Origin of the sequence: Staphylococcus capitis subsp. capitis, from assembly GCF_040739495.1 — a bacterium.
In the GTDB taxonomy this organism is placed as follows: Bacteria; Bacillota; Bacilli; order Staphylococcales; family Staphylococcaceae; genus Staphylococcus; species Staphylococcus capitis.
The window spans coordinates 341802-362602 of record NZ_CP145263.1 but is presented as its reverse complement, the minus strand read 5'-3'; the positions used below and the strand labels follow the sequence as shown (position 1 = coordinate 362602).

12 protein-coding genes and 5 pseudogenes are annotated in these 20801 nt (G+C 32.9%); 4 read left to right on the top strand and 13 right to left on the bottom strand.

Annotated features, from left to right (window positions below; all coding sequences use genetic code 11):
- Positions 1-44 precede the first annotated feature (44 nt).
- Positions 45-596, top strand: a complete 552-nt coding sequence (locus V6C74_RS01740; RefSeq protein WP_002454033.1) for a TetR/AcrR family transcriptional regulator — start codon at positions 45-47, stop codon at positions 594-596.
- 97 nt (positions 597-693) lie between these two features.
- Here V6C74_RS01740 and pruA read toward each other — a convergent pair whose 3' ends face one another.
- The 3 genes from pruA to V6C74_RS01725 form a co-directional block, all read right to left on the bottom strand.
- Positions 694-2238 (bottom strand): L-glutamate gamma-semialdehyde dehydrogenase, encoded by a 1545-nt coding sequence (gene pruA / locus V6C74_RS01735; RefSeq protein WP_016898573.1) that lies wholly within the window; start codon positions 2236-2238, stop codon positions 694-696.
- Between the two features lie 470 nt (positions 2239-2708).
- On the bottom strand, positions 2709-3269 hold the full coding sequence (locus tag V6C74_RS01730) for a sugar O-acetyltransferase (protein WP_002454036.1): 561 nt from the start codon (positions 3267-3269) through the stop codon (positions 2709-2711).
- A gap of 82 nt (positions 3270-3351) precedes the next feature.
- Positions 3352-4221 carry an SDR family oxidoreductase gene (locus tag V6C74_RS01725; RefSeq protein ID WP_002454037.1) on the bottom strand — a complete coding sequence of 290 codons (870 nt, stop codon included), beginning with the start codon at positions 4219-4221 and terminating at the stop codon, positions 3352-3354.
- A gap of 221 nt (positions 4222-4442) precedes the next feature.
- Here V6C74_RS01725 and V6C74_RS01720 point away from each other — a divergent pair, with 221 nt between their 5' ends.
- From V6C74_RS01720 to copZ, 3 genes are all read left to right on the top strand, one after another.
- The gene (locus tag V6C74_RS01720) at positions 4443-4649 is read left to right on the top strand and encodes a hypothetical protein (RefSeq protein WP_103175482.1); all 207 of its coding nucleotides are present in this window, start codon (positions 4443-4445) and stop codon (positions 4647-4649) included.
- A gap of 305 nt (positions 4650-4954) precedes the next feature.
- Positions 4955-7306 (top strand): heavy metal translocating P-type ATPase, encoded by a 2352-nt coding sequence (locus tag V6C74_RS01715; RefSeq protein WP_229716977.1) that lies wholly within the window; start codon positions 4955-4957, stop codon positions 7304-7306.
- Between the two features lie 87 nt (positions 7307-7393).
- Entirely contained in the window at positions 7394-7600 is a 207-nt protein-coding gene (gene copZ, locus V6C74_RS01710; protein ID WP_002454040.1) for a copper chaperone CopZ, read from the top strand.
- Positions 7601-7661: 61 nt separating this feature from the next.
- Here the strand turns inward: copZ and V6C74_RS01705 are convergent.
- The 10 genes and pseudogenes from V6C74_RS01705 to V6C74_RS01660 form a co-directional block, all read right to left on the bottom strand.
- A pseudogene (locus V6C74_RS01705) lies at positions 7662-9941 on the bottom strand (CDP-glycerol glycerophosphotransferase family protein).
- 66 nt (positions 9942-10007) lie between these two features.
- Positions 10008-11006 (bottom strand): annotated as a pseudogene (locus V6C74_RS01700) (D-lactate dehydrogenase).
- Positions 11007-11032: 26 nt separating this feature from the next.
- Positions 11033-12193 (bottom strand): annotated as a pseudogene (locus V6C74_RS01695) (aminotransferase class I/II-fold pyridoxal phosphate-dependent enzyme).
- 250 nt (positions 12194-12443) lie between these two features.
- Positions 12444-13948 (bottom strand): annotated as a pseudogene (locus tag V6C74_RS01690) (phytoene desaturase family protein).
- Between the two features lie 12 nt (positions 13949-13960).
- Positions 13961-14824 (bottom strand): phytoene/squalene synthase family protein, encoded by an 864-nt coding sequence (locus V6C74_RS01685; RefSeq protein WP_002454047.1) that lies wholly within the window; start codon positions 14822-14824, stop codon positions 13961-13963.
- Between the two features lie 37 nt (positions 14825-14861).
- Positions 14862-15974 carry a glycosyltransferase family 2 protein gene (locus tag V6C74_RS01680; protein ID WP_103175481.1) on the bottom strand — a complete coding sequence of 371 codons (1113 nt, stop codon included), beginning with the start codon at positions 15972-15974 and terminating at the stop codon, positions 14862-14864.
- A 6-nt stretch (positions 15975-15980) separates the two neighbouring features.
- Positions 15981-17471 (bottom strand): NAD(P)/FAD-dependent oxidoreductase, encoded by a 1491-nt coding sequence (locus V6C74_RS01675; RefSeq protein ID WP_029625750.1) that lies wholly within the window; start codon positions 17469-17471, stop codon positions 15981-15983.
- Position 17472: 1 nt separating this feature from the next.
- Complete coding sequence (locus tag V6C74_RS01670) at positions 17473-17958, bottom strand: hypothetical protein (RefSeq protein WP_002454050.1); 486 nt, start codon at positions 17956-17958, stop codon at positions 17473-17475.
- Positions 17959-18148: 190 nt separating this feature from the next.
- Complete coding sequence (locus V6C74_RS01665) at positions 18149-18850, bottom strand: hypothetical protein (RefSeq protein WP_002454051.1); 702 nt, start codon at positions 18848-18850, stop codon at positions 18149-18151.
- Between the two features lie 444 nt (positions 18851-19294).
- Positions 19295-20701, bottom strand: a pseudogene (locus V6C74_RS01660) (phosphate--AMP phosphotransferase).
- Between the last annotated feature and the right edge of the window lie 100 nt (positions 20702-20801).

The following is a 20801-nucleotide window of genomic DNA, read 5'->3' as shown; positions in this document are numbered from 1 at the left end:
CGATATAGTTTAACTATACAGTGTAGATGAGCGAGGTTATATTTATGAATGAACAAGACTTAAGAGTAGTGAAAACTAAAAAGGCGTTATCATCGAGTCTTTATCAATTGTTAGAGAAAAGAAGTTTCGAATCTCTTTCTGTTAATGAAATTTGCGAATCTGGAATGGTTCACCGGACGACTTTTTATAAACATTTCTATGACAAATATGATTTGTTAGTTTATCTATTCAATTTACTCACTAAAGATTACTTTTCAACCGACTTAAAAGATCGGTTAAATAATCCTTTCCAAACAATTGAAGCTACATTTACAAATAAAGAAGAATTGGAAAAAATCGAAAAAGTACAAAAAGATGATGTATCATTCGGTAAAATATTTAAAGAAGTTTGTGTAGATATTATGAAGGCAGATATTAAAGAAAATATTCATCGTATCTCTGTTGATAAAACAATCCCAGAAGATTTAGTATTTTATATCTATGGTTCTACATTAGATGGATTTATGGAGTGGATTAAACAAGAAAACATTCAATGTCCCGCTTCAGAAATTGATAAAGTTTTCCATAAAGCAATCAACATTAGCATTACAGAATAGATTCTTATACTCTAAAATTGATTAGAAAAAGCCGTCAATAAGAAGCCTTTGAGTCAACACTCATTTTACCTTCCTATTAACGGCTTTATTTATTTTATTAGAACATTTCTGAAACAACTTTTTGTTCTAGGAAATTAAGCAAGTAGTCTGGACTACCTGTTTTAGCGTCTGTACCTGACATTTTGAAACCACCAAATGGATGATATCCAACAACGGCAGCAGTACAACCACGGTTGAGGTAAAGGTTACCTACATCATATTCATTTACAGCTTTAATCCAGTGTTCACGGTTATTTGTGATGACTGCACCTGTCAAACCATAATCAGTATCGTTTGCAACATCAATTGCTTCATCAAAGCTATTGACTTTAATAAATCCGACAACCGGTCCAAAAATTTCTTCTTGCATAATACGGTCGGCTGACTTAAGCCCTGAGAAGATGGTTGGTTCGATGAAGTAACCTTTTGAGTCATCCGTGCCTCCACCTTGTTCTAATTTACCTTCCTCTTTACCAATTTCGATATAATTTTTAATTTTATCGAATTGTTTCTGATTAATTACTGGTCCCATAAATGTATTGTTTTCCGTGTTACCTAAAGTTAAATCTTTAGTTAATTTGACTGCTTTCTCTAAAATTTCATCATGCACGTCTTTATGGATAATTGCTCGTGAACATGCTGAGCATTTTTGTCCTGAGAAACCAAACGCAGACGTTACAATTGCCTCTGCTGCTAAATCCGTATCAACGTTTTCATCTACGACAATAGCATCTTTACCGCCCATTTCAGCGATAACACGTTTCAAGAAGTTTTGTCCTTCTTGAACTACAGCACTACGTTCATAGATACGTGTACCTGTTGCACGAGAACCTGTAAATGTTACAAAGTGTGTATCTTTATGATCAACTAAATAATCTCCTATTTCTTTAGGATCACCAGGTACAAAGTTAACAACACCTTTAGGTAAACCAGCTTCCTCTAAAATTTCAATTAATTTATATGCTGTAAGTACAGTGTCTTCTGCAGGTTTTAATAGAACTGTATTACCAGCCACCACTGGAGCTAGTGTTGTACCCGCCATAATTGCAAATGGGAAGTTCCATGGTGGAATTGTAACGCCAGTACCTATGGGTTTATAGAAATATCTATTATGTTCACCCTCTCGATCTAACACAGGTTTACCTTCTGCTAAATCCATCATTGAACATGCATAATATTCGATAAAATCGATACCTTCTGCAGCATCGCCTACTGCTTCATCCCATGGTTTTCCAGCTTCATATACCATAACAGCAGAAATTTCTTCTTTACGACGACGAATAATTGCTGCAACGCGTAACATCAATTCAGCACGATCTTTATGAGACCATTTCTTCCATGATTTATAAGCTTCGTTCGCTGCTTGAAACGCATTTTCTACATCGTCTTTTGTAGCTTTAGAAACTTTAGCAATTAATTGAGATGTATCTGCAGGGTTTAGAGATTCAAACTTGTCACTCTTATCTATTTTTTCACCATTGATGAATAGCGGAATATTTTGACCAAGTTCCCCTTTTACCTTCTTTAATACTTCGTTGAAGCGGTCTACATTTTCTTGTACTGAAAAATCAATCCCAGGTTCATTTTTGAAAGGTACTACCATTATCATTAACCCCCTATGTATAATTAAGATTATTAAAATCACAAAACATTGACATACATTTCAAATGATAGTTCATATCATTTACCTTATTTTACTATGTTCACACCCTTTTTTGCAATCGCTTACATTTATATTATCTGAAAAGTCTTAAAAATAATTTGGAGTTAATGTGTCTTTTTATGATTAAATTTACAATTTTATGAATTTCAATTATTTTGTTTAGTAAAAAAGTTGTTGAAAATAAGAAAATTATTGTATAGAATTAATGGTTGATACCTATATTCTAAAAAATAAATAAATTCAGAAAGGTATAAACATATGAAGAGCTTTATCTCATTTTTAAAATTAAAAGACTAAGCTAAAATCATGAGAACGTACATTTAAAAATTAGAGTTTATAATAGAATAAGCAATATAGCCCATAAATGAAATCATAGTATATTTATGGGCTATTCGTTGTTTTTTTTAATATTACTGCTCAATCTTTCTAATCACTTTACAAGGATTACCTACTGCTAAGCAATGAGGGGGTATATCTTTGGTTACTACACTTCCTGCACCAATAACGGTTCCTTCACCTATCGTCACCCCAGGCAACACAGAAACATGTCCCCCAAACCAAGTGTTACTTCCTACTACAATGGGTTCTGCTAGTTCTAGACCTTTATTACGTTCCTCAAAATTAAGTGGATGTGTAGCAGTGTAAAATCCACAGTTAGGACCTATAAATACATTATCTCCAAACGTGATGCCACCGCCGTCCATTAAATAACAATTGGTATTAATAAATACATTTTTTCCGAACTTAATATTCCATCCATAATCTGTATCAAACGGGATTGAAATCCCCACATTCTCAAGTTTATAGCCGAATAATTTCTCCATTATTGCGTTGCGTTTTTTAACATTACTAGGGCGTGTGTGGTTATATTCAAAGCATAACTCTTTTGCCTGTAACCTATCCTCCTTCAACTCATCATCAAAATTAACATCGTACCACTGATGTGCTAACATTTTTTCCTTTTCAGTCATGACTATCCCTCAATTCAAATAACAATATACTAAATAAAGCTGAGATAATCATTCATATCTCAGCCTCTAAACATATTTATATCTATGTCGTAATATAATCTCCACCATTAACATGAATGACTTGCTCTGTAATATATGAACTATCTGCTTGAGTTGCTAAGAACACATATGAAGGAGCTAGCTCTGCTGGTTGGCCTCGGCGACCCATTGGCGTATCTCCACCTTGATTTTCAACCTTTTCCTCATCAAATGTAGATGGGATTAATGGAGTATATATAGGTCCTGGTGCTACAGCGTTAACTCGAATACTTTTTTCCATTAATGTTGTCGCAAGAGAGCGAGTAAATGACACTATCGCACCTTTTGTCGCAGAGTAATCAATAAGATGACCTGAACCTCTATAAGCCGTTACACTAGTAGTGTTAATAATTGCGTCACCTTTTGAAAGATGTGGAACAGCTGCTTGCGATAAGAACATCATTCCAAAAATGTTTGTCATAAACGTCTCTTTGACTTGATCAGGCGTAATATCCTCAAAGTTATCTCGTGGGAATTGAACACCACCATTATTTACTAAAATATTTAAACTACCAAAATCTTTAACAACATCATCAATGAGTTTTTTAGATTGTTGCTCGTCTTTTAAATCATGTGCATATGCTTTTGCATCTACGCCTAATTCTTTTAAACGTTTAACAGTGTCTTCAACATCTTGATGTTCATCATAATAACCTATAGCAACATTTGCTCCCTCTTTAGCATATAGTATTGCTACGGAACGACCAATACCAGAGTCACCACCAGTAATTAAAGCAACTTTGCCTTTTAATTTACCTGCTGCTTTATATTCATCTAATTCAGCTACTGGCTTAGGATTCATGTCCGCTTCTATACCAGGCTGTCTATCTTGAGTGTAGCCTTTTATTTCTTTATGAAAGTCTAATAAACTCACTAATAATCAACCTCCTCTATACTTACAAAACACATTCCCATATCGCACAACAAGCAAACACTTACACTACCACATAGAGATTTTATTTATCAGAATAGTTCTAAAGTACTTTATCAGAATAGTTCTAAAGTACGATAGTATCTCAATACTATAGGCTCATGATCCTTAGAAAAAAATCACATATACTATATATTAAGAAAGAAACAAAGGAGCCATCCATTATGAAAACATTACTAAAAGGAGTTATCTCAGTACTTATCATCTTAGGAATAGTTAAAACTTTTCAAGACCATGATATCCTTAACGAAGCCAGCTATTATTATAAACAAGCTAAAAGTGGTGAGCTAGTTCAAGACATCTCAAATTTAGATTTCAATAATTTTAAAAATTTAGATCTAGAAAACTTGAACCCATCAGACTTTTTCTAAGAAATGAATTGATTATTTATAAATCGAAATTGAAATAACAATCTAATAAACATTTACTAACGATATAACAAATATTCAACTATTTTTTATCCCTCTATTATTCATGATTGTAAAACAATTTCTTAAATATAGATTATAGACGCGTACCTCATCGACATTTGATGATGTGCGCGTTTTTTTATTACTAAAAGTTAGAAACTATAAAATTGACTTTAATACCTATATGGGGTATATTGAAATTAAGAAAAACGCAGAAAGAAGGTATACCTTTGTCTAATAAAACTAACACATTGGATATTACCGGAATGACATGTGCTGCGTGCTCTAACCGAATAGAGAAAAAATTAAATCGATTAGACGATGTTACAGCTCAAGTGAATCTAACAACTGAAAAGGCAACAATTGAATATAATGCCGATGAATATCAACCAGAAGCATTTGTAGAACAAATCAAGAAATTAGGTTATGATGTTGCAACTGAAAAACAAGAATTAGATATTACTGGGATGACATGTGCAGCCTGCTCGAATCGTATAGAGAAAGTTCTTAACAAAATGGACGGCGTTCAAAATGCAACAGTTAATTTGACAACTGAACAAGCATTAATTGAATTTTACCCTAGTACAACGAATACAGATCAACTTATTCAAAGAATTCATAAATTAGGTTACGATGCCAAACCAATCACAAATAATAATTTAGAAAAGTCATCACGAAAAGAACAAGAATTAAAATTAAAACGAACTAAATTAATAATTTCAGCAATCTTATCTGCACCACTTTTACTTGTAATGCTCATTCATGTGTTTCCTGTTCATTTACTAGAAACTATAATGAATCCATGGATACAACTCATTCTAGCTACACCTGTACAATTTATTATAGGTTGGCAATTTTATGTAGGTGCCTATAAGAACCTACGCAATGGTTCTGCCAACATGGATGTTTTGGTGTCTCTCGGCACAAGCGCGGCATACTTTTACAGTATTTATGAAATGATCCGATGGTTACTAAATAAAGTGAATGAACCTCACTTATATTTTGAAACAAGTGCTATTTTGATTACGCTCATTCTATTTGGGAAGTATTTAGAGGCACGTGCTAAATCTCAAACTACCAATGCATTGGGCGAATTATTAAGTTTACAAGCTAAAGAAGCTCGAGTATTAAGAGATAATCAAGAGATGATGGTTCCTCTTAATGAAGTTATAGTGGGAGATACTTTAGTAATTAAACCTGGTGAAAAGGTTCCTGTAGACGGTGAGATTATCAAAGGAAGCACCTCCATCGATGAATCCATGTTAACTGGTGAATCTATTCCAGTTGAAAAGACAATCGGAGATGCAGTAATTGGCTCTACACTAAATAAAAATGGTTCTTTGATCATAAAAGCTACTAAAGTGGGCAGTGACACTGCATTAGCAAATATTATTAAAGTTGTTGAGGACGCACAAAGTTCTAAAGCACCAATTCAAAGATTAGCAGACATCATTTCAGGTTATTTCGTACCTGTAGTTGTCGGTATTTCATTGATTACATTCATTATTTGGATTATTTTCATTCATTTTGGTCAATTTGAACCTGCGTTGCTTGCTGCGATATCAGTACTAGTCATTGCATGTCCTTGTGCACTTGGTTTAGCAACGCCTACATCTATTATGGTAGGGACTGGTCGTGCAGCTGAAAATGGTATTTTATTCAAAGGCGGCGAATTTGTAGAACGAGCTCACCATATAGACACTATTGTATTAGATAAAACAGGTACCATCACTAATGGTAAACCAAAAGTTACAGATTATGTTGGCGATCAAGATACACTTCAGCTGTTAGCTAGTGCTGAAAATGCATCTGAACATCCTTTAGCTGAAGCCATCGTCAATTATGCTAAAGATCAAAACTTAACACTTTTAGGCAACGAAACTTTCAAAGCTGTACCTGGCCTGGGTATTGAAGCGACAATAAATGGTCATCGTATTTTAGTTGGAAACAGAAAGTTAATGCATAACTATGACATCAATATAACTCAAGAACTCAATAACAAATTAATTCAATATGAACAACATGGTCAAACTGCAATGGTAATTGCAATTGAACATGAACTGAAAGGTATCATTGCTGTTGCTGATACTGTTAAAGATACTGCAAAACAAGCCATTAATCATTTACAAAATATGAATATTGAAGTAGTCATGCTCACTGGAGACAACAAACAAACGGCACAAGCAATTGCTAAAGAAGTAGGTATAGACCGTGTTATCTCTGATGTGTTACCTGAAGAAAAAGCTGAACAAATAGCTCTATTACAAAAAGAAAGACGAAATGTTGCTATGGTTGGCGACGGAGTCAATGATGCACCTGCTTTAGTTAAAGCTGACATTGGAATTGCAATAGGTACAGGTACTGAAGTAGCTATTGAGGCTGCAGATATTACAATTCTTGGTGGTGATTTACTACTACTCCCTAAAGCTATAAAAGCTAGTAAAGCAACAATTCGCAATATACGTCAAAACTTATTTTGGGCATTTGGATACAATGTCGCAGGTATTCCTATAGCCGCTTTAGGTTTACTTGCGCCTTGGATAGCCGGAGCAGCCATGGCATTGAGTTCAGTTAGCGTAGTGACAAACGCACTGCGCCTTAAAAAGATAAAATTATAAATTCCCGATTACCATTACTTTCATTAATCGGAATAGCGTTTTAAGATTATAATATAGATGAAGATATCGTTTAAGGAGTGAAGTCTTATGACTCAAGAAATAATTCAAGTAGAAGGTATGAGCTGCCAACATTGCAAAGATTCAGTTGAATCAGCATTAGCAAACTTAAACGGTGTACAATCTGCCGAAGTTAATTTAGAAGAAAATAACGTTCGTGTAGAATTTGATGATTCAAAAGTGAACATCACACAAATGAAAGATGCTATTGAAGATCAAGGCTATGATACAAAATAGTTACTAATATAAATGCCTCAGAAAGATAGGTAAAATCTTACTGAGGCATTTATATTTTTTATTATATTTCAAAAATCTCTTTTAATATCTTTTCGCAACTATCCGTTGAATCGTTAGTCATTAATAAGTTAATCAATCTGGAATAGTCAACACTTTCATGTTCCACGATTTGTTGAGCTAACAGCTCTTCGTTCTTACTGCCTATAGTAAAACTACCATAATCGAATATATTAAAGTAGTAGCCAGTTTCTTTTTGGTATAGCTCTTCATCTTCTTGCAATAATATAATTGGTTTATTTAAATGCGCATAATCAAAAATGGTTGACGAATAATCGGTTATAATACATTCACTGATTAAATATAACTCTTGGATATCAACTAATTCATTAAAGAAACAATGCAAGCGTTCATTGATATGACTGTAGCATTTACGTAGAGCCCCTTCATTTGGGTGAAGTTTAATAATAATATCATACTCTGTAGGCAAATAATCTATTAATTTCTCGATATCTATATTAGTAATTGTTTCCCTTTCGTTTCTTCTCCATGTTGGACAGTATAAGATATATTTCTTTTTATCAGATAACTTAAATAGGTATTTAAGTTTAATTCTATTTTGTTCTTCAAGTGTATTATTTTTTAATAAATACGTATTTCTAGGCGCACCATAATTAAGGATGTTTAACTAAGGATTTTTAGAGGTTTGGAAAGCAGACTCAAATACTTTCTTATTTAAATCTGAAGAAACTAATAAATAGTCCCACTTTTTCATTCTAGGAAGAAAATTTTTCAACTGAATCATACGTTCTTTCTTGTTGTTAAGATCATTAACCATTTTCTTCATAGGTAGACCGTGCCAAGTTTCTACAAAAACCTGATTTCGATGTTTATACACTTTATCAATCGCATTACCATTTATAAATATATATTTACTTCTACGAAATTTATTAACATAATCGTCACTTGAGAGTCTTGTTGGGATAAACCCATTTTCTCTTATTTCCATGTCGACTAATGCATTGACAGAACTTACGAAAATCTCTTTTTCAGGATACAGACGACGAATTGCATGTGCAATATATTTCGGATCACCACTAAATGATTTACCATGAAAACATTCTATAAATACATATTTTTTACTAGGTTTAATTTTATTTAATTTTCTAAGATAAAATGGTCTATGTATAACATGAAATACTTTTCTTATACATTGATAACATTGTCTAGCTCTTTCTTTTAAAGTAACTTCATTTTTATCCTTTTTCAACTTACTTTTTCTTGCTACTGCGAGTTTGTAATTACTATTAAACCTAACTTCCTTAGAATTAATAGCAATATCTATATTTTTTAAGTAAGTTTCGGCATAATTTTTGTAATTAAATTTTTCTCGTAGCATTTCACAGTCTTCTATTCTTTCTTTATCATTATAATTTTTTTGTGCAAATGCTAATAAAATCTCACTATCTTTTTCAATGTCTTTAGTTAAAAATTCAGTACAATGATATGATTGATAAATTTCTTTTAGAAGTCCATCATCTCCACCATATATCAAAGCTCTGTTACCTTTAAAAATCGATTCAATAATAGAATAACCAAGCGTTTCATAAGGGGATGTAGAAATATATATATAATTCTGAGGTTGGTACCCATTAATGTAGACGTATTTACTCAGATTATAGTAGTTAACCAAGTTTTTATATAATGTTTCTGAAGGGCCATAACCAATAATATTGAGTCTGATATTTATCGTATTTTTATTTTTTATTATGTAATTAAATAATTTTATCGCGTACGAAATATCTTTAACTTCATCCTCAAATCGTGATTTAATTAAAAAATGTTTATGTGTATTTTTGGTAATTTTATCAATGGGAATGTGTTCAGTATTCACGTATTGGTTAAAAACATTTTTATAATTAAACCTTTTAATAAAATCCGATTTTATACTTTTAGTACTTACTCTCACACAGTCAATTGTATCTAACGAAAGATCTATATCTTCAGTAATGTACTTTAGTGGTCCATGTATTTCTCCAACAATTTTTATTTTGGGGTTATATTTTTTAATTAATCTCGAATACTTAAAAAATGCTTCTCTAGTAATAATTAATAATTGAGTTTTTGCTAATTGCTTTAAGTTGTTTAAATAAAAAATATCAACTGAATTGTTCGCTAAGTCTTCCTCTTGGATTAGTAAATCTTTCTGTGCTTGATCGAATTTTTTATAATTAAAATAGTTAACTGTATGTTCATTTTTCAAAAAAGCTTTAATTAAATTGATATTACTTCTAGAAGTTCCCCCTTTGGCAAATATGTTAAAACCAAGTATAGTGATTTGCATTGTTGTTCCATCCTTTATATGTTGTTGAATCATAGTTAGTGTTATTCTTATAAAAGCTCATTTTAACTAATTCACTCTCAGACGAGTATCTCCGGTATTTATGACATCCATAGCAGCATCTAAGGCATCAACAATAAGATTCTCCACTGCTGCTTCAGTATAGAAAGCAATATGCGGTGTTATAATAATATCTTCCCTTTGTATTAATGAGTTTAATAATTCATCGTTCAAATCTTCTCCGCGCCGGTCTGTTGTAAATACACCTACTTCATGTTCATAAGTATCTAAGGCAACTCCCTTCAATCGCCCTTGGTCTAACGCCGATATCAGTGCTTAAGTATCAACTAAAGAACCTCTTGCACAATTTACGAATACCGCGCCCTTTTTGAAGTAACTAAATAAAGCCTCATTAAACAAATGATGATTATATTTTGTAGCTGGAATATGCACAGTCACAATATCCGCTTCTTCAATCGCTTCTTGCAAAGTATCTTTGTAAGTTACATACTTAGCCACATTTTCATTCGGAAATGGATCATACGCTACTACTTCACTACGATATCCTTCGGCAAATATTTGAGCTACAATACTACCTATACGTCCAGTACCAATTACAGCAACTTTCAAATCACTCACAGACTGCGATAAAATCGATGGTTCCCATCTAAAATCGTACTCTTGCATCTTATTTTGAATACGATTTGAATGACGTACGACATTAACAGCTTGAGTAACCGCAAATTCAGCAATACTACGTGGTGAATATGACGGCACATTGGAAATAATTAGATTATATTTAGTCGCTAAGTCTAAATCATAATCATCAAATCCAGCACTTCTTTTAGCGATTTGTTTTATCCCAAATGATTCTAACTTCTTATAAATTTCTTCAGAGATAGGTAAAGTTTGAGATAATGAGAGACCGTCACTACCTGAAACTGTCTCGACATTATCTTCTGTTAGTTGCTCTCTTGATAAATCAACTTCTATATTATTACGCTTAGACCATTCTTCAATATAAGGTAAATCCTCATCTCTAACACTCATAATTTTAATTTTAGTCATTCTCAATCATCCCCTCTGATTAACATTTAGCCATTGTACATGTTGGCAAGGTCTGTTAATCTCTCTGTAGCTTCTTCTAGTTGCTTATCGTCTAATGCAAGAGAAATACGCACATAATGATTGCCGTTTTTCCCAAAAGGTATCCCTGGTGCTACTAAAATGGATTTCTCTTGCAATAAAAACGTTTCAAATTGTTCACTATTATACCCTGGTGGCGTACGCAACCAGGAATAGATGCCACCTTTAGTATGAACAAATGGTAATTTTGCTTCTTTAAGTTTTGCTTCAAATGTGTCACGTCTTCGTCTAAATGTTTCATTTTGTTGTATCAAAAAATCATCATAATTATTTAAAGCATACGTGGCGGCATCTTGTAATGCTCCAAACATTCCAGCATTAGTATGCGTTTGATACTTTTTCAAAGCTTGAATCATGTCTTTATTTCCTACAGCAAATCCGACTCTAAATCCTGACATATTATATCCTTTGGATAAGGAAAAGATTTCGATAGCGACATCTTTACCATGTTCCGATGCAAGAATACTTGGGTTTTTATCATCAAACCCAAAGGCACTATATGCAAAGTCATGTACAATTTTAGTATCTGTATCTTTAAATCGTTGTACTGCTTCATCAAATACGGATTGTGTAGCTGTAGAACCAGTAGGATTATTAGGGTACGTTAAATAAATTAATTTAGTGTCTTTTAAAACTTGTGGATCAATTTTATTTCAATCAGGTAGATAATTTAGTGGCTCTAGTTCTAGGGGTACAGGGTTAGCATCTGCTAACATGACGCCAGCTAAATAATCAGTATATCCTGGATCTGGTAAAAGCACCGTTTCGCCAGGATTGACTACACACGTTGGTAATGCAACTAAACCATTTTAAGTGCCATATAAAATGCAAACTTCTTCGTCTTTATGAAGTGTGACACCATATTGTCGTTCATAAAAATTTACAATGGCTTCTTTAAAAGACTCTTTCCCGTGAAAAGCACCATACTTTTGATTCTCAGGAATACGTAACGCTTCAGAAAAATGGTCAATAATACCTTTAGGTGTTTCTCCATCGGGAATTCCTACCGCCATATTAATAAGCGGAAGAGGTCCATGTTCAACTTTACGCCCCATTGTCTTTCCGAAATAACTATCAGGGATTGTAGCAAGTCTATTTGAAATTACCATTATAAGCCCCCTTTATTAAATCTCAATCCTCTTATTATTATCAATTTTATCAACAAGATTAATTATGTCAATATTAACAATCTTCAGATAAGTGAAGTTAATTATCTCCCTTTCCCTAATTCTAGAATAACGGTAATTATTATGAATCAGCAAAAAAATTCCCACTAAATATATAAAAAATCCATAAACGAATGATTTATTTTCAAACATTTATGGACTCTTTTTCAAATTGAATGACTCCTAATTTTCACTAAATATTATTGTCTATATCTTTCAACATTTCATTTACAGTAATTTTAGCGCTAGTTAATACAATAGGTACTCCGGCACCAGGATGTGTACTCGCTCCAGCAAAATATAAATCTTTGTAATCTCTCAAAACATTTGGAGGTCTGTATTAGTTACTTTGGGCTAATGTCGGCATTAAACCAAATGCTGTACCAAACTTCGCATTATAATCATTTTCAAAATCGATTGGTGTATAAACAGTTTCAGATATAACATTTGATTTTACATCCTCTAATACGTCAATTGTCTCTAATTGACGATAGATAATATCTTTAACTTTCTTAATCACATTTTCATCTTTCCAATCAATATGACCTGTTTTTAATTCTGGCGTAGGCATTAAAACATAGATACCGGTTTGACCTTCAGGTGCCATACTCCGATCTCCAACTGCAGGCACATAAACGTAAATAGATGGATCTTCAGATAATGAACCGTTAAATATTTCACCTATGTTTTGTCGGAATTGTTGGGAAAAAATGACATTATGTAGCAACATCTCGCTAGTCACATCTTTATCAATACCAACATACATTAAAAATGCAGAACAAGAATAATCTAATTTTTCAATTTTACTAGGTTTATATTTTTTTACGGGTGAATGTGAAGGCATCAATTTTTCCGCTGCATAAGGAAAATCTGCTGTACATAATACTTTATCGAATCGTTGCACAAGACCATTAACCCTTACGCCATCAGCACGCTTATATTTAGGGTCGATGATGATTTCTTCTATATTAGAATTTAATTGAATATTCACATCTAAATCTTTATTTAATTTAACAAGTCCACGTGTTAATCCATACATGCCCCCCTTAATAAAGTGAACACCAAACATCATTTCTACCATAGGAATAATTGAGTATAAAGAGGGGCCGCGTTTTGGATCAATTCCTATATATAACATTTGAAATGCTAATAATTTTTGTATTCGTTCATTATCAATATAATTTTCTATTAAATTATCAGCATTGTTTAATGTTTTTAATTTCAAACCTTTAATAAGCGAATCTACATTATAGAAATCCGTAACCTTTCTATATGTTTTCTCTAAAAAATGATAGCGCGCAATTTCATATCGCTTGTAAACATCAGTTAAAAATGACATAAACCCATGTGTCGTACCTGGTTCAATACTTTCAAGCGTTTCTTGAAGTTCGGCTAAATCAGTAGGTACTCTTACTTTGTCATTTTTCTCAAAGTAAACATCATAAATATAGCGCAATTGTTCCATATCTACGTAGTCTTCAAATTTCTTACCGCTTTCTTCAAATACTGCCTTGTATACCTCGGGATCATCACGATAGAAGGACCTTTGTCAAAGGTAAAGCCATCTTTTGTGAATTGACTCATTCGACCACCTGGATACCCATTTTTTTCAAAAATTGTTACATTATTACCTTGCGAAGCAAGTCTTGCTGCCGCTGCTAATCCAGTGACGCCTGCTCCTATTACAGCAATATTCATACTACATTCCACCTATAAATGATATTTCTTTTTTATTGTTTTATACATTTTTACCTTATCTAATTTAGAAACGTAGACACGACGATGTAATGTATAGGAAGCTTTTCTCACTTCATCTAATATGCCACGGTAAATAATTGAAGCTAATTCAATAATTGGTTGCGCTTCTTTATTGAAAACACCAAGATTTGATAGTGCAATATCATAGTCTTCTTGAGCTAGTTTCGCATGATGCTCCCATAAATCAATATATTGCTGTGACACTCCATTGTTAAAATCATTTTCAATAGAGACATCAAATCGAGACAAACTCGACTTACTAAAGTAAATTCTGTCATTCTCAAAATCTTCACCTACGTCTCTTAAAATATTGGTTATTTGGAGTGCTTCTCCTAGTTTACGCGCGATTCGATACGTTTCTTCGTTAGGTTGCTCTGCTAGTACAGGAGTTAATACTTCTCCCACTGTACCTGCTACGCCATAGCAATAGTTTAATAATTCATCATCAGTTTCAAACATCTCAAAATCCTGATCTTCATATACAGTTTGAATGAGATTATAAAAAGATTGATATTCAATTGTGAAATTTTGGGAAACTGTATACAAAGCTTCCATAATCATTTGATTGCTTTTAAATTCGTAGTTTTCAACGTCATGATTTTTCTCGATAGTTATAATATCGTCGTGTATATTTTTAAGTATTTGAGGATTTTCATGTACGTCAATACTGTCATCTATAATTCGACATACTGCATAAATCGCCCATACTGCTTTGCGTTCATTTTCAGGTAAATAATCAAAAGCATAAGAAAAACTTTTAGAATGTTCTTTCATAATTTGATGGCAGTATTTAAAGTTTTTTTCATTCGATGTCATGGAATTCCTCCTATAATTTAATGGCCTAGTATAAAATTCAACTTATATCAAATGTACGACCCTTCCATTTTACCTTTTTTGAAAAATGAGCGTGTCGCCATGAGTTTATGAAGATAATAATAAAGAACACAAACAAAATTGGATGAAGAATGAGCAATATTATTGAAAAAGCACCCACTCTTCTATGTAAACTTACAAATTCCCATGTATATAAAATATAAACAATTCCGGAAAATATTAGCGATATCGGTTTAGCAATCCATCCAAGTAGTAAAGCCATTGTTGATGTGAGTGAGCCCATTAACCACATAATAATCGCCAACATTACTTGAGGTTCAGTTTGATTGGCTCCTACTGAAAAATGCTTTGTCCATCCTTGTATAAGTGAGCGAAGTCCTTCTTCATACATGCGAAACTTAACATATTCACTACCTTCGTATACCGTAATTGGCAAGTTAGATTGACTAAATGCCTCTCCTAATGCAAAGCCTTCTATAATAGTGTTGCGTGCATTTTTATGACCACCTGTTTTAAAGTAATCCTCTTTATTCATTATTGTGACAGGCCCAAAAGCCGTATAATCATTAGATTTACTCGCTAAACTTGAAAATCGATTCATTCCGACAATCGTCATTAAATTAAAGATAGCCGAAAGACTCTCATAAAATTTAAAAGTCTCATGGTAAGGTTGAATACTTAATAGTCCTTGATTCCCTTGCTGAGCAAATGAATTTAATATCGCCTCAATAGCATGACTATTAAAGATGACATCTGCATCAACAAACATCATTAATGGCGTTTGAACATGTTGGGCTCCTTGATAGCACGCATGAGATTTATCATACCATTGGCTATCTTCTTTAGTTTCATAAACAGTTGCTCCATAAGCTTTGGCAACCTCACTCGTCCCATCTTGAGACGCATCGTCCATAACTATAATTTCATAGATGCCACGTTGCTTAGTCAAAGATCTTAACAAGTTTGGTAACCTTTGAGCTTCATCTCTAGCTGGTATAATAACTGTTAATTCATTGCTATGAATAGTACTATGTTTCGAGCGAGATAATGTATGTCTTCTATTATATATAAATTTTCCACAAATTAATGAAATAACAGATGCTAATGATAAAAGGAGTTGTATAAGTTTCAATTCTTTCTAACTCCTTCCCGCTTCAATAGCATTAATTTTGTCTGCAACTTGCATGCCACTTAACGTTACCATTGGCATACCTCCACCTGGATTTACAGAGCCTCCCACAAAGAAGAGATTGTCAAAGTACTCACTTTGCTTAGGAAATTTAAACCCTTTATTTTTCTTCTTATCTGCGACTATACCATATATAGCTCCTCTATTTGAACGATAATTATGTCGGATATCCTCAGGCGTCCAAATATCTTCAAATATAATATGCGCTCTCAAATCAGTCAGTCCCATTCGTTCTAATTTCGTTAGCACACGTTCTTTAAACGCTGCATATTCTTCTTTTTTAAATGGTTTATCTTGAATATAGGGTATATGTGGTAAGACTTTAATATTTTCATATCCTTGTGACGCTTGTTGTTCATCCGTTTTATTAACATTCACTAAATAGATTGTCGGATCTTGAGGTAATACCTTTTGATGGAATATTTCATCATAGTTCTTCTTAGAGTCCTTTGAGAAAAAGAAATTATGATGAGCAAGTTGAGAATAGGATTTGTCTACCCCTAAATGTAATACATAACCTGAGCTTGCAGGTTCATATGTGCTTTCGAGTTGGTCAATTTTTTGTTGATTAAAATGCAACAACTCTCTATAGGTAGGGATGACCTCCATATTCGAAATTATATAATTCGCTTCAACATACTTCCCACTACTTAAACGTACGCTCGTAACGCGTTGATGATACGTTTTAATATTTTCAACAGCAACACCCATTTGTATGTCCACGCCTTCTTCAATAGCCAATTGTTTTAGCGCCAGTGCTAATTTATGAATTCCACCTTTGACATACCATAATCCTTGTTCTTGTTGCATATGAAATAACATTGAGAGAACTGCAGGTGCATCATAGGAAGAAGAACCTACATACTTAATAAAGTAACCTAGCATATCTCTTAATTTTGGATTCGAAATATAACGGTGAATTGCTTGTTGCATTGTTGAAAAGTAATCAAAACCTCGCAATGCTTTAAAAGTTCCATGATATTTTATAATTTCACGTAACGTATCTAAGCCAAAATTGAAATATCCCTTTTCAGTAAAACGATGTATACGCTTAGTATATTTTAAATAATTGTCGAGTTCCTTCTTATCTTCTTGACCTAACTGCAAATTATTAAGTAAAGTTGCTTCAGTATTTTCATATAGATCAATGATTTCACCATCAGGAAAGAAACTCCGCCATTGTAACGGCAATCTTTCAATTTCGATATAATCAGCCATATTTTTCCCGCTATAGTTAAAAAGACGCTCGAATATGTATGGCATGGTTAAAATAGATGGACCTAAGTCAAAGCCAAAACCCTGTTCTTCTAGACGATTCACCTTTCCCCCAATATGATTATTTTGCTCAAATAATGTTACTTTATAACCACTTTGAGCCATTCGAATAGCAGCGGATATCCCTCCTAAACCACCACCAATAACTAAGATGGATTGAGTTATATTACTTACCTCGCTTTTCAATTATACGTATTAAACGTTCGATTCTTGGACGATTATATCGTTGTGCTACAATCACTGGAAGATGGCTAAACAGTACGTACGCAATGTTAATCATTTTGATGTACCGTGGAGCTTTTACAAATAGCCACACAGGTAAAATGGAAATCCAATGTATCAATTCTGCACGTCTCATTTCCAATAATAAGCGACGCGTCTCTTCAATATTTAATGATAACTTGCTTTTATCATAGATATCCTTATTAATTTGAGCACCTTCAGGTATCAATCTTTTCCACTTACTTACCTTTAAAGTATGATCCCAAAGTTCACCATTTTCTTCCCATTGAAAAGATCGAAATAAATATGAATACTTTTCAAAAAATGATTTAGGGATACGTGTACCTAAATGTGCAATAGACATTTGAACGACAAACCAAAATAAACTGTGCAAAATAATAAGGCGAGTTATAGATTTAATAGCTTTCATACTTTCACAGCTTTCTATTTACAAATAAAACCTTAAATAGTTATTCGATTATATTCCCTCTCATATCAGATGCGAAACGCAAATGCCATGTTATTCTACACTACTAAAAAATTGCATAAAAAAAGAGGATGACATATTGTCATCCTCAAAGATTATAACTCGAATTGTCTTTCCAGTTATAAACTATATCTTACCACCAACCGTTAGCTTGACGGAAAGAAATTGCGTTACTGATTGAACCGTAACGACTGTTAGCGTAGCTAATCATACCTTTAGTTTGGTTAGATACTGAACCGTAACCCCAAGATTGGTTAGTTTGACCTAAACCATGGTATTGACCGTTAGAAGCGTTAACGTTACCACCTGATTCAGGCATTACAATAGCGTTCCATAATTCTTCAGTACCACCAGCAGCTAAGAATTGAGCTTTAGTAGAACCACCAGTTGAAGCTGAGCTTGATGGTGCTGAGTATGAAGTTGTTGAAGTGCTGTAATTATGTGTTGAAGTAGTTGGAGCTGAAACAGCTTTAACACTTGTATTGCTTGATTGTTGGTTTGAACTTACTGATTGGTTTGAACTTTCTTGGCTGTATGATTTAGTGTAATCAGCTGATGCTTGAGTAGTTGAACCAACTTGAGCATAGTTCCATGACCAGTTAGTACCATTAGAAGTGAAGTTGTATTGGAAACCATTGTTTACGAAGTGGATATCGTAAGCACCAGCTTGAACTGGTTTAGAGTTTAATTGTTCTGGGTTGTGTTGAGCTAAATCAGCTAAGTGAGCTTGATCTACGTTAGTAGTTTCAGAAGCGTGAGCTTCGTTACCTGTTAATGCATAACCTGCAATTCCTAAAGATACTGCTAATGATGAAGCGATAACTGTCTTTTTCATAATATAAAATCCTCCAAATATGTTTTAAAATTAAAATTTGTAAATTATATTCTAAGTGTTTGATTTCGTTGTGCTACATTGAAAATGTTTTTTGTTAACTTTTGACGGTATTCACTATACCACAAAAATCTCGTTTGTATATTACACGTTCCTTACAAAAAATTACAATAGGAGTTTAATTTTGTAATCTTGAAACAAAAACATTTCTCTTTGTAACATATAATTTCTTAAAAATTGTTTAAAATTACATTGGTATTTGTGGTTTTACATTAGTTTTTAGGTTGGTTTGACCCAACTTTCAAATAGTCTGTAATATTACAGATTTCATTTTTGTTACACTACCATAATAATTCTATAATCTAATTTGACCCAACAAAAAAGTAAAAAAGATGAATTTCAAAGAAATATTCTTGAAATTCATCCTCTGATACAACTTTTTCTTATCTATAAAACGTCTTCGCATCTTTTAATAATCGTTTTGAGAACTTCGAGACGACTTGTTTTTTTATGATCTGCTTTTATCACATGCCATGGCGCTAACTTCGTATTCGTATACTTAATCATATCTTGACTGGCTTCTAAATACATATCCCATTTTTCTCTATTACGCCAATCTTCGTCTGTAATTTTCCATTGCTTATTTGGATTTTGTTCTCTATCTTTAAAACGTTGCAATTGTTCTTCTTTATCTAAGCATAAAAAGAATTTGATAATTATGGTACCTTCATCCGTCCACATTCTCTCAAACTGATTAATTTCATCATATGCGCGTTTCCATTCATGATGCTCTGCAAATCCTTCGACTCGTTCCACCAATATTCTTCCATACCAACTGCGATCAAAAATTTCGATGTGTCCTGATTTAGGCATTTTTGTAGCGAATCTCCATAAATAATGATGATTCTTTTCAACATCTGTAGGCTCACTGATTCCATTAACTTCATAACCAGTCGGATCTAACTTTTCTCTGATACGTTTAATATTCCCACCCTTACCTGCAGCATCCATACCTTCAAATACTAAAACTTAAGGGATTTTACGTTTGTACAACGCAAATTGAATTTCTCTCATACGGATTTGTAATTCTACTATTTGATGTTGGTAATCTTTTTTCTTAATTTTAGATTCTTCAATATTAAATAACGACGTTGAGAAATGACTATTAAATTCTCCATCTATATATTCTTCATGTTTTTGGTATTTTTCAAGCGCATATTCTAATCTTTCTATTATATGTAGATACATGTTTGTTATTGCTTGTTCTCTAACCGTATAATCAATGACTTGCCAATCATTACAATTGTGTATAATACGTCTCATTTCATTTAAATAAACATCTTGGGATATTACCTCCTCATATTCTTGAACCTTCCATCTCATTAACGGGTTACTTTTAGTTTGTTGAATATGAGCTTGACGTTTCTCTTCATTTATTTCTATAAAGAACTTAATTATTTCATAATTATCTTTCTTCAACATTGATTCGAAATTACTAATTTGTTTAAGTAATGAATCATAATTAACATATTGATGATGTTTGATTTTATTTTCCTTATAATCAAGATAATGTGAATACCAGCTTCTAAAATAAATGTTGATGTAACCTTTTTGTGGCAGAGTATTCCAATATTTTTGTAAAAATTGATATCTTAAATCGTATGTTTCTGGAGATTTCGTAGCGATAAAGTTTGTATACTTCGCGTCTAATTGAAGTAATAAATCATTTGACAAACGTGTCTTACCAGACGCGGGTATCCCTTCAAAAATGATCATGACAGGTATACCTAACTCATGGGTCTTTCTACTTAACTGCTCCACTTTCAACTGTAATGTGTCGATGTGATGCGACATGTTTTCACCCTCTATATTTTTATTACAATAAACATCCGATTTTACACTTTTATTTTAGCACAGAAAAAATCTCCTCAATGTATCACACATCGAAGAGACT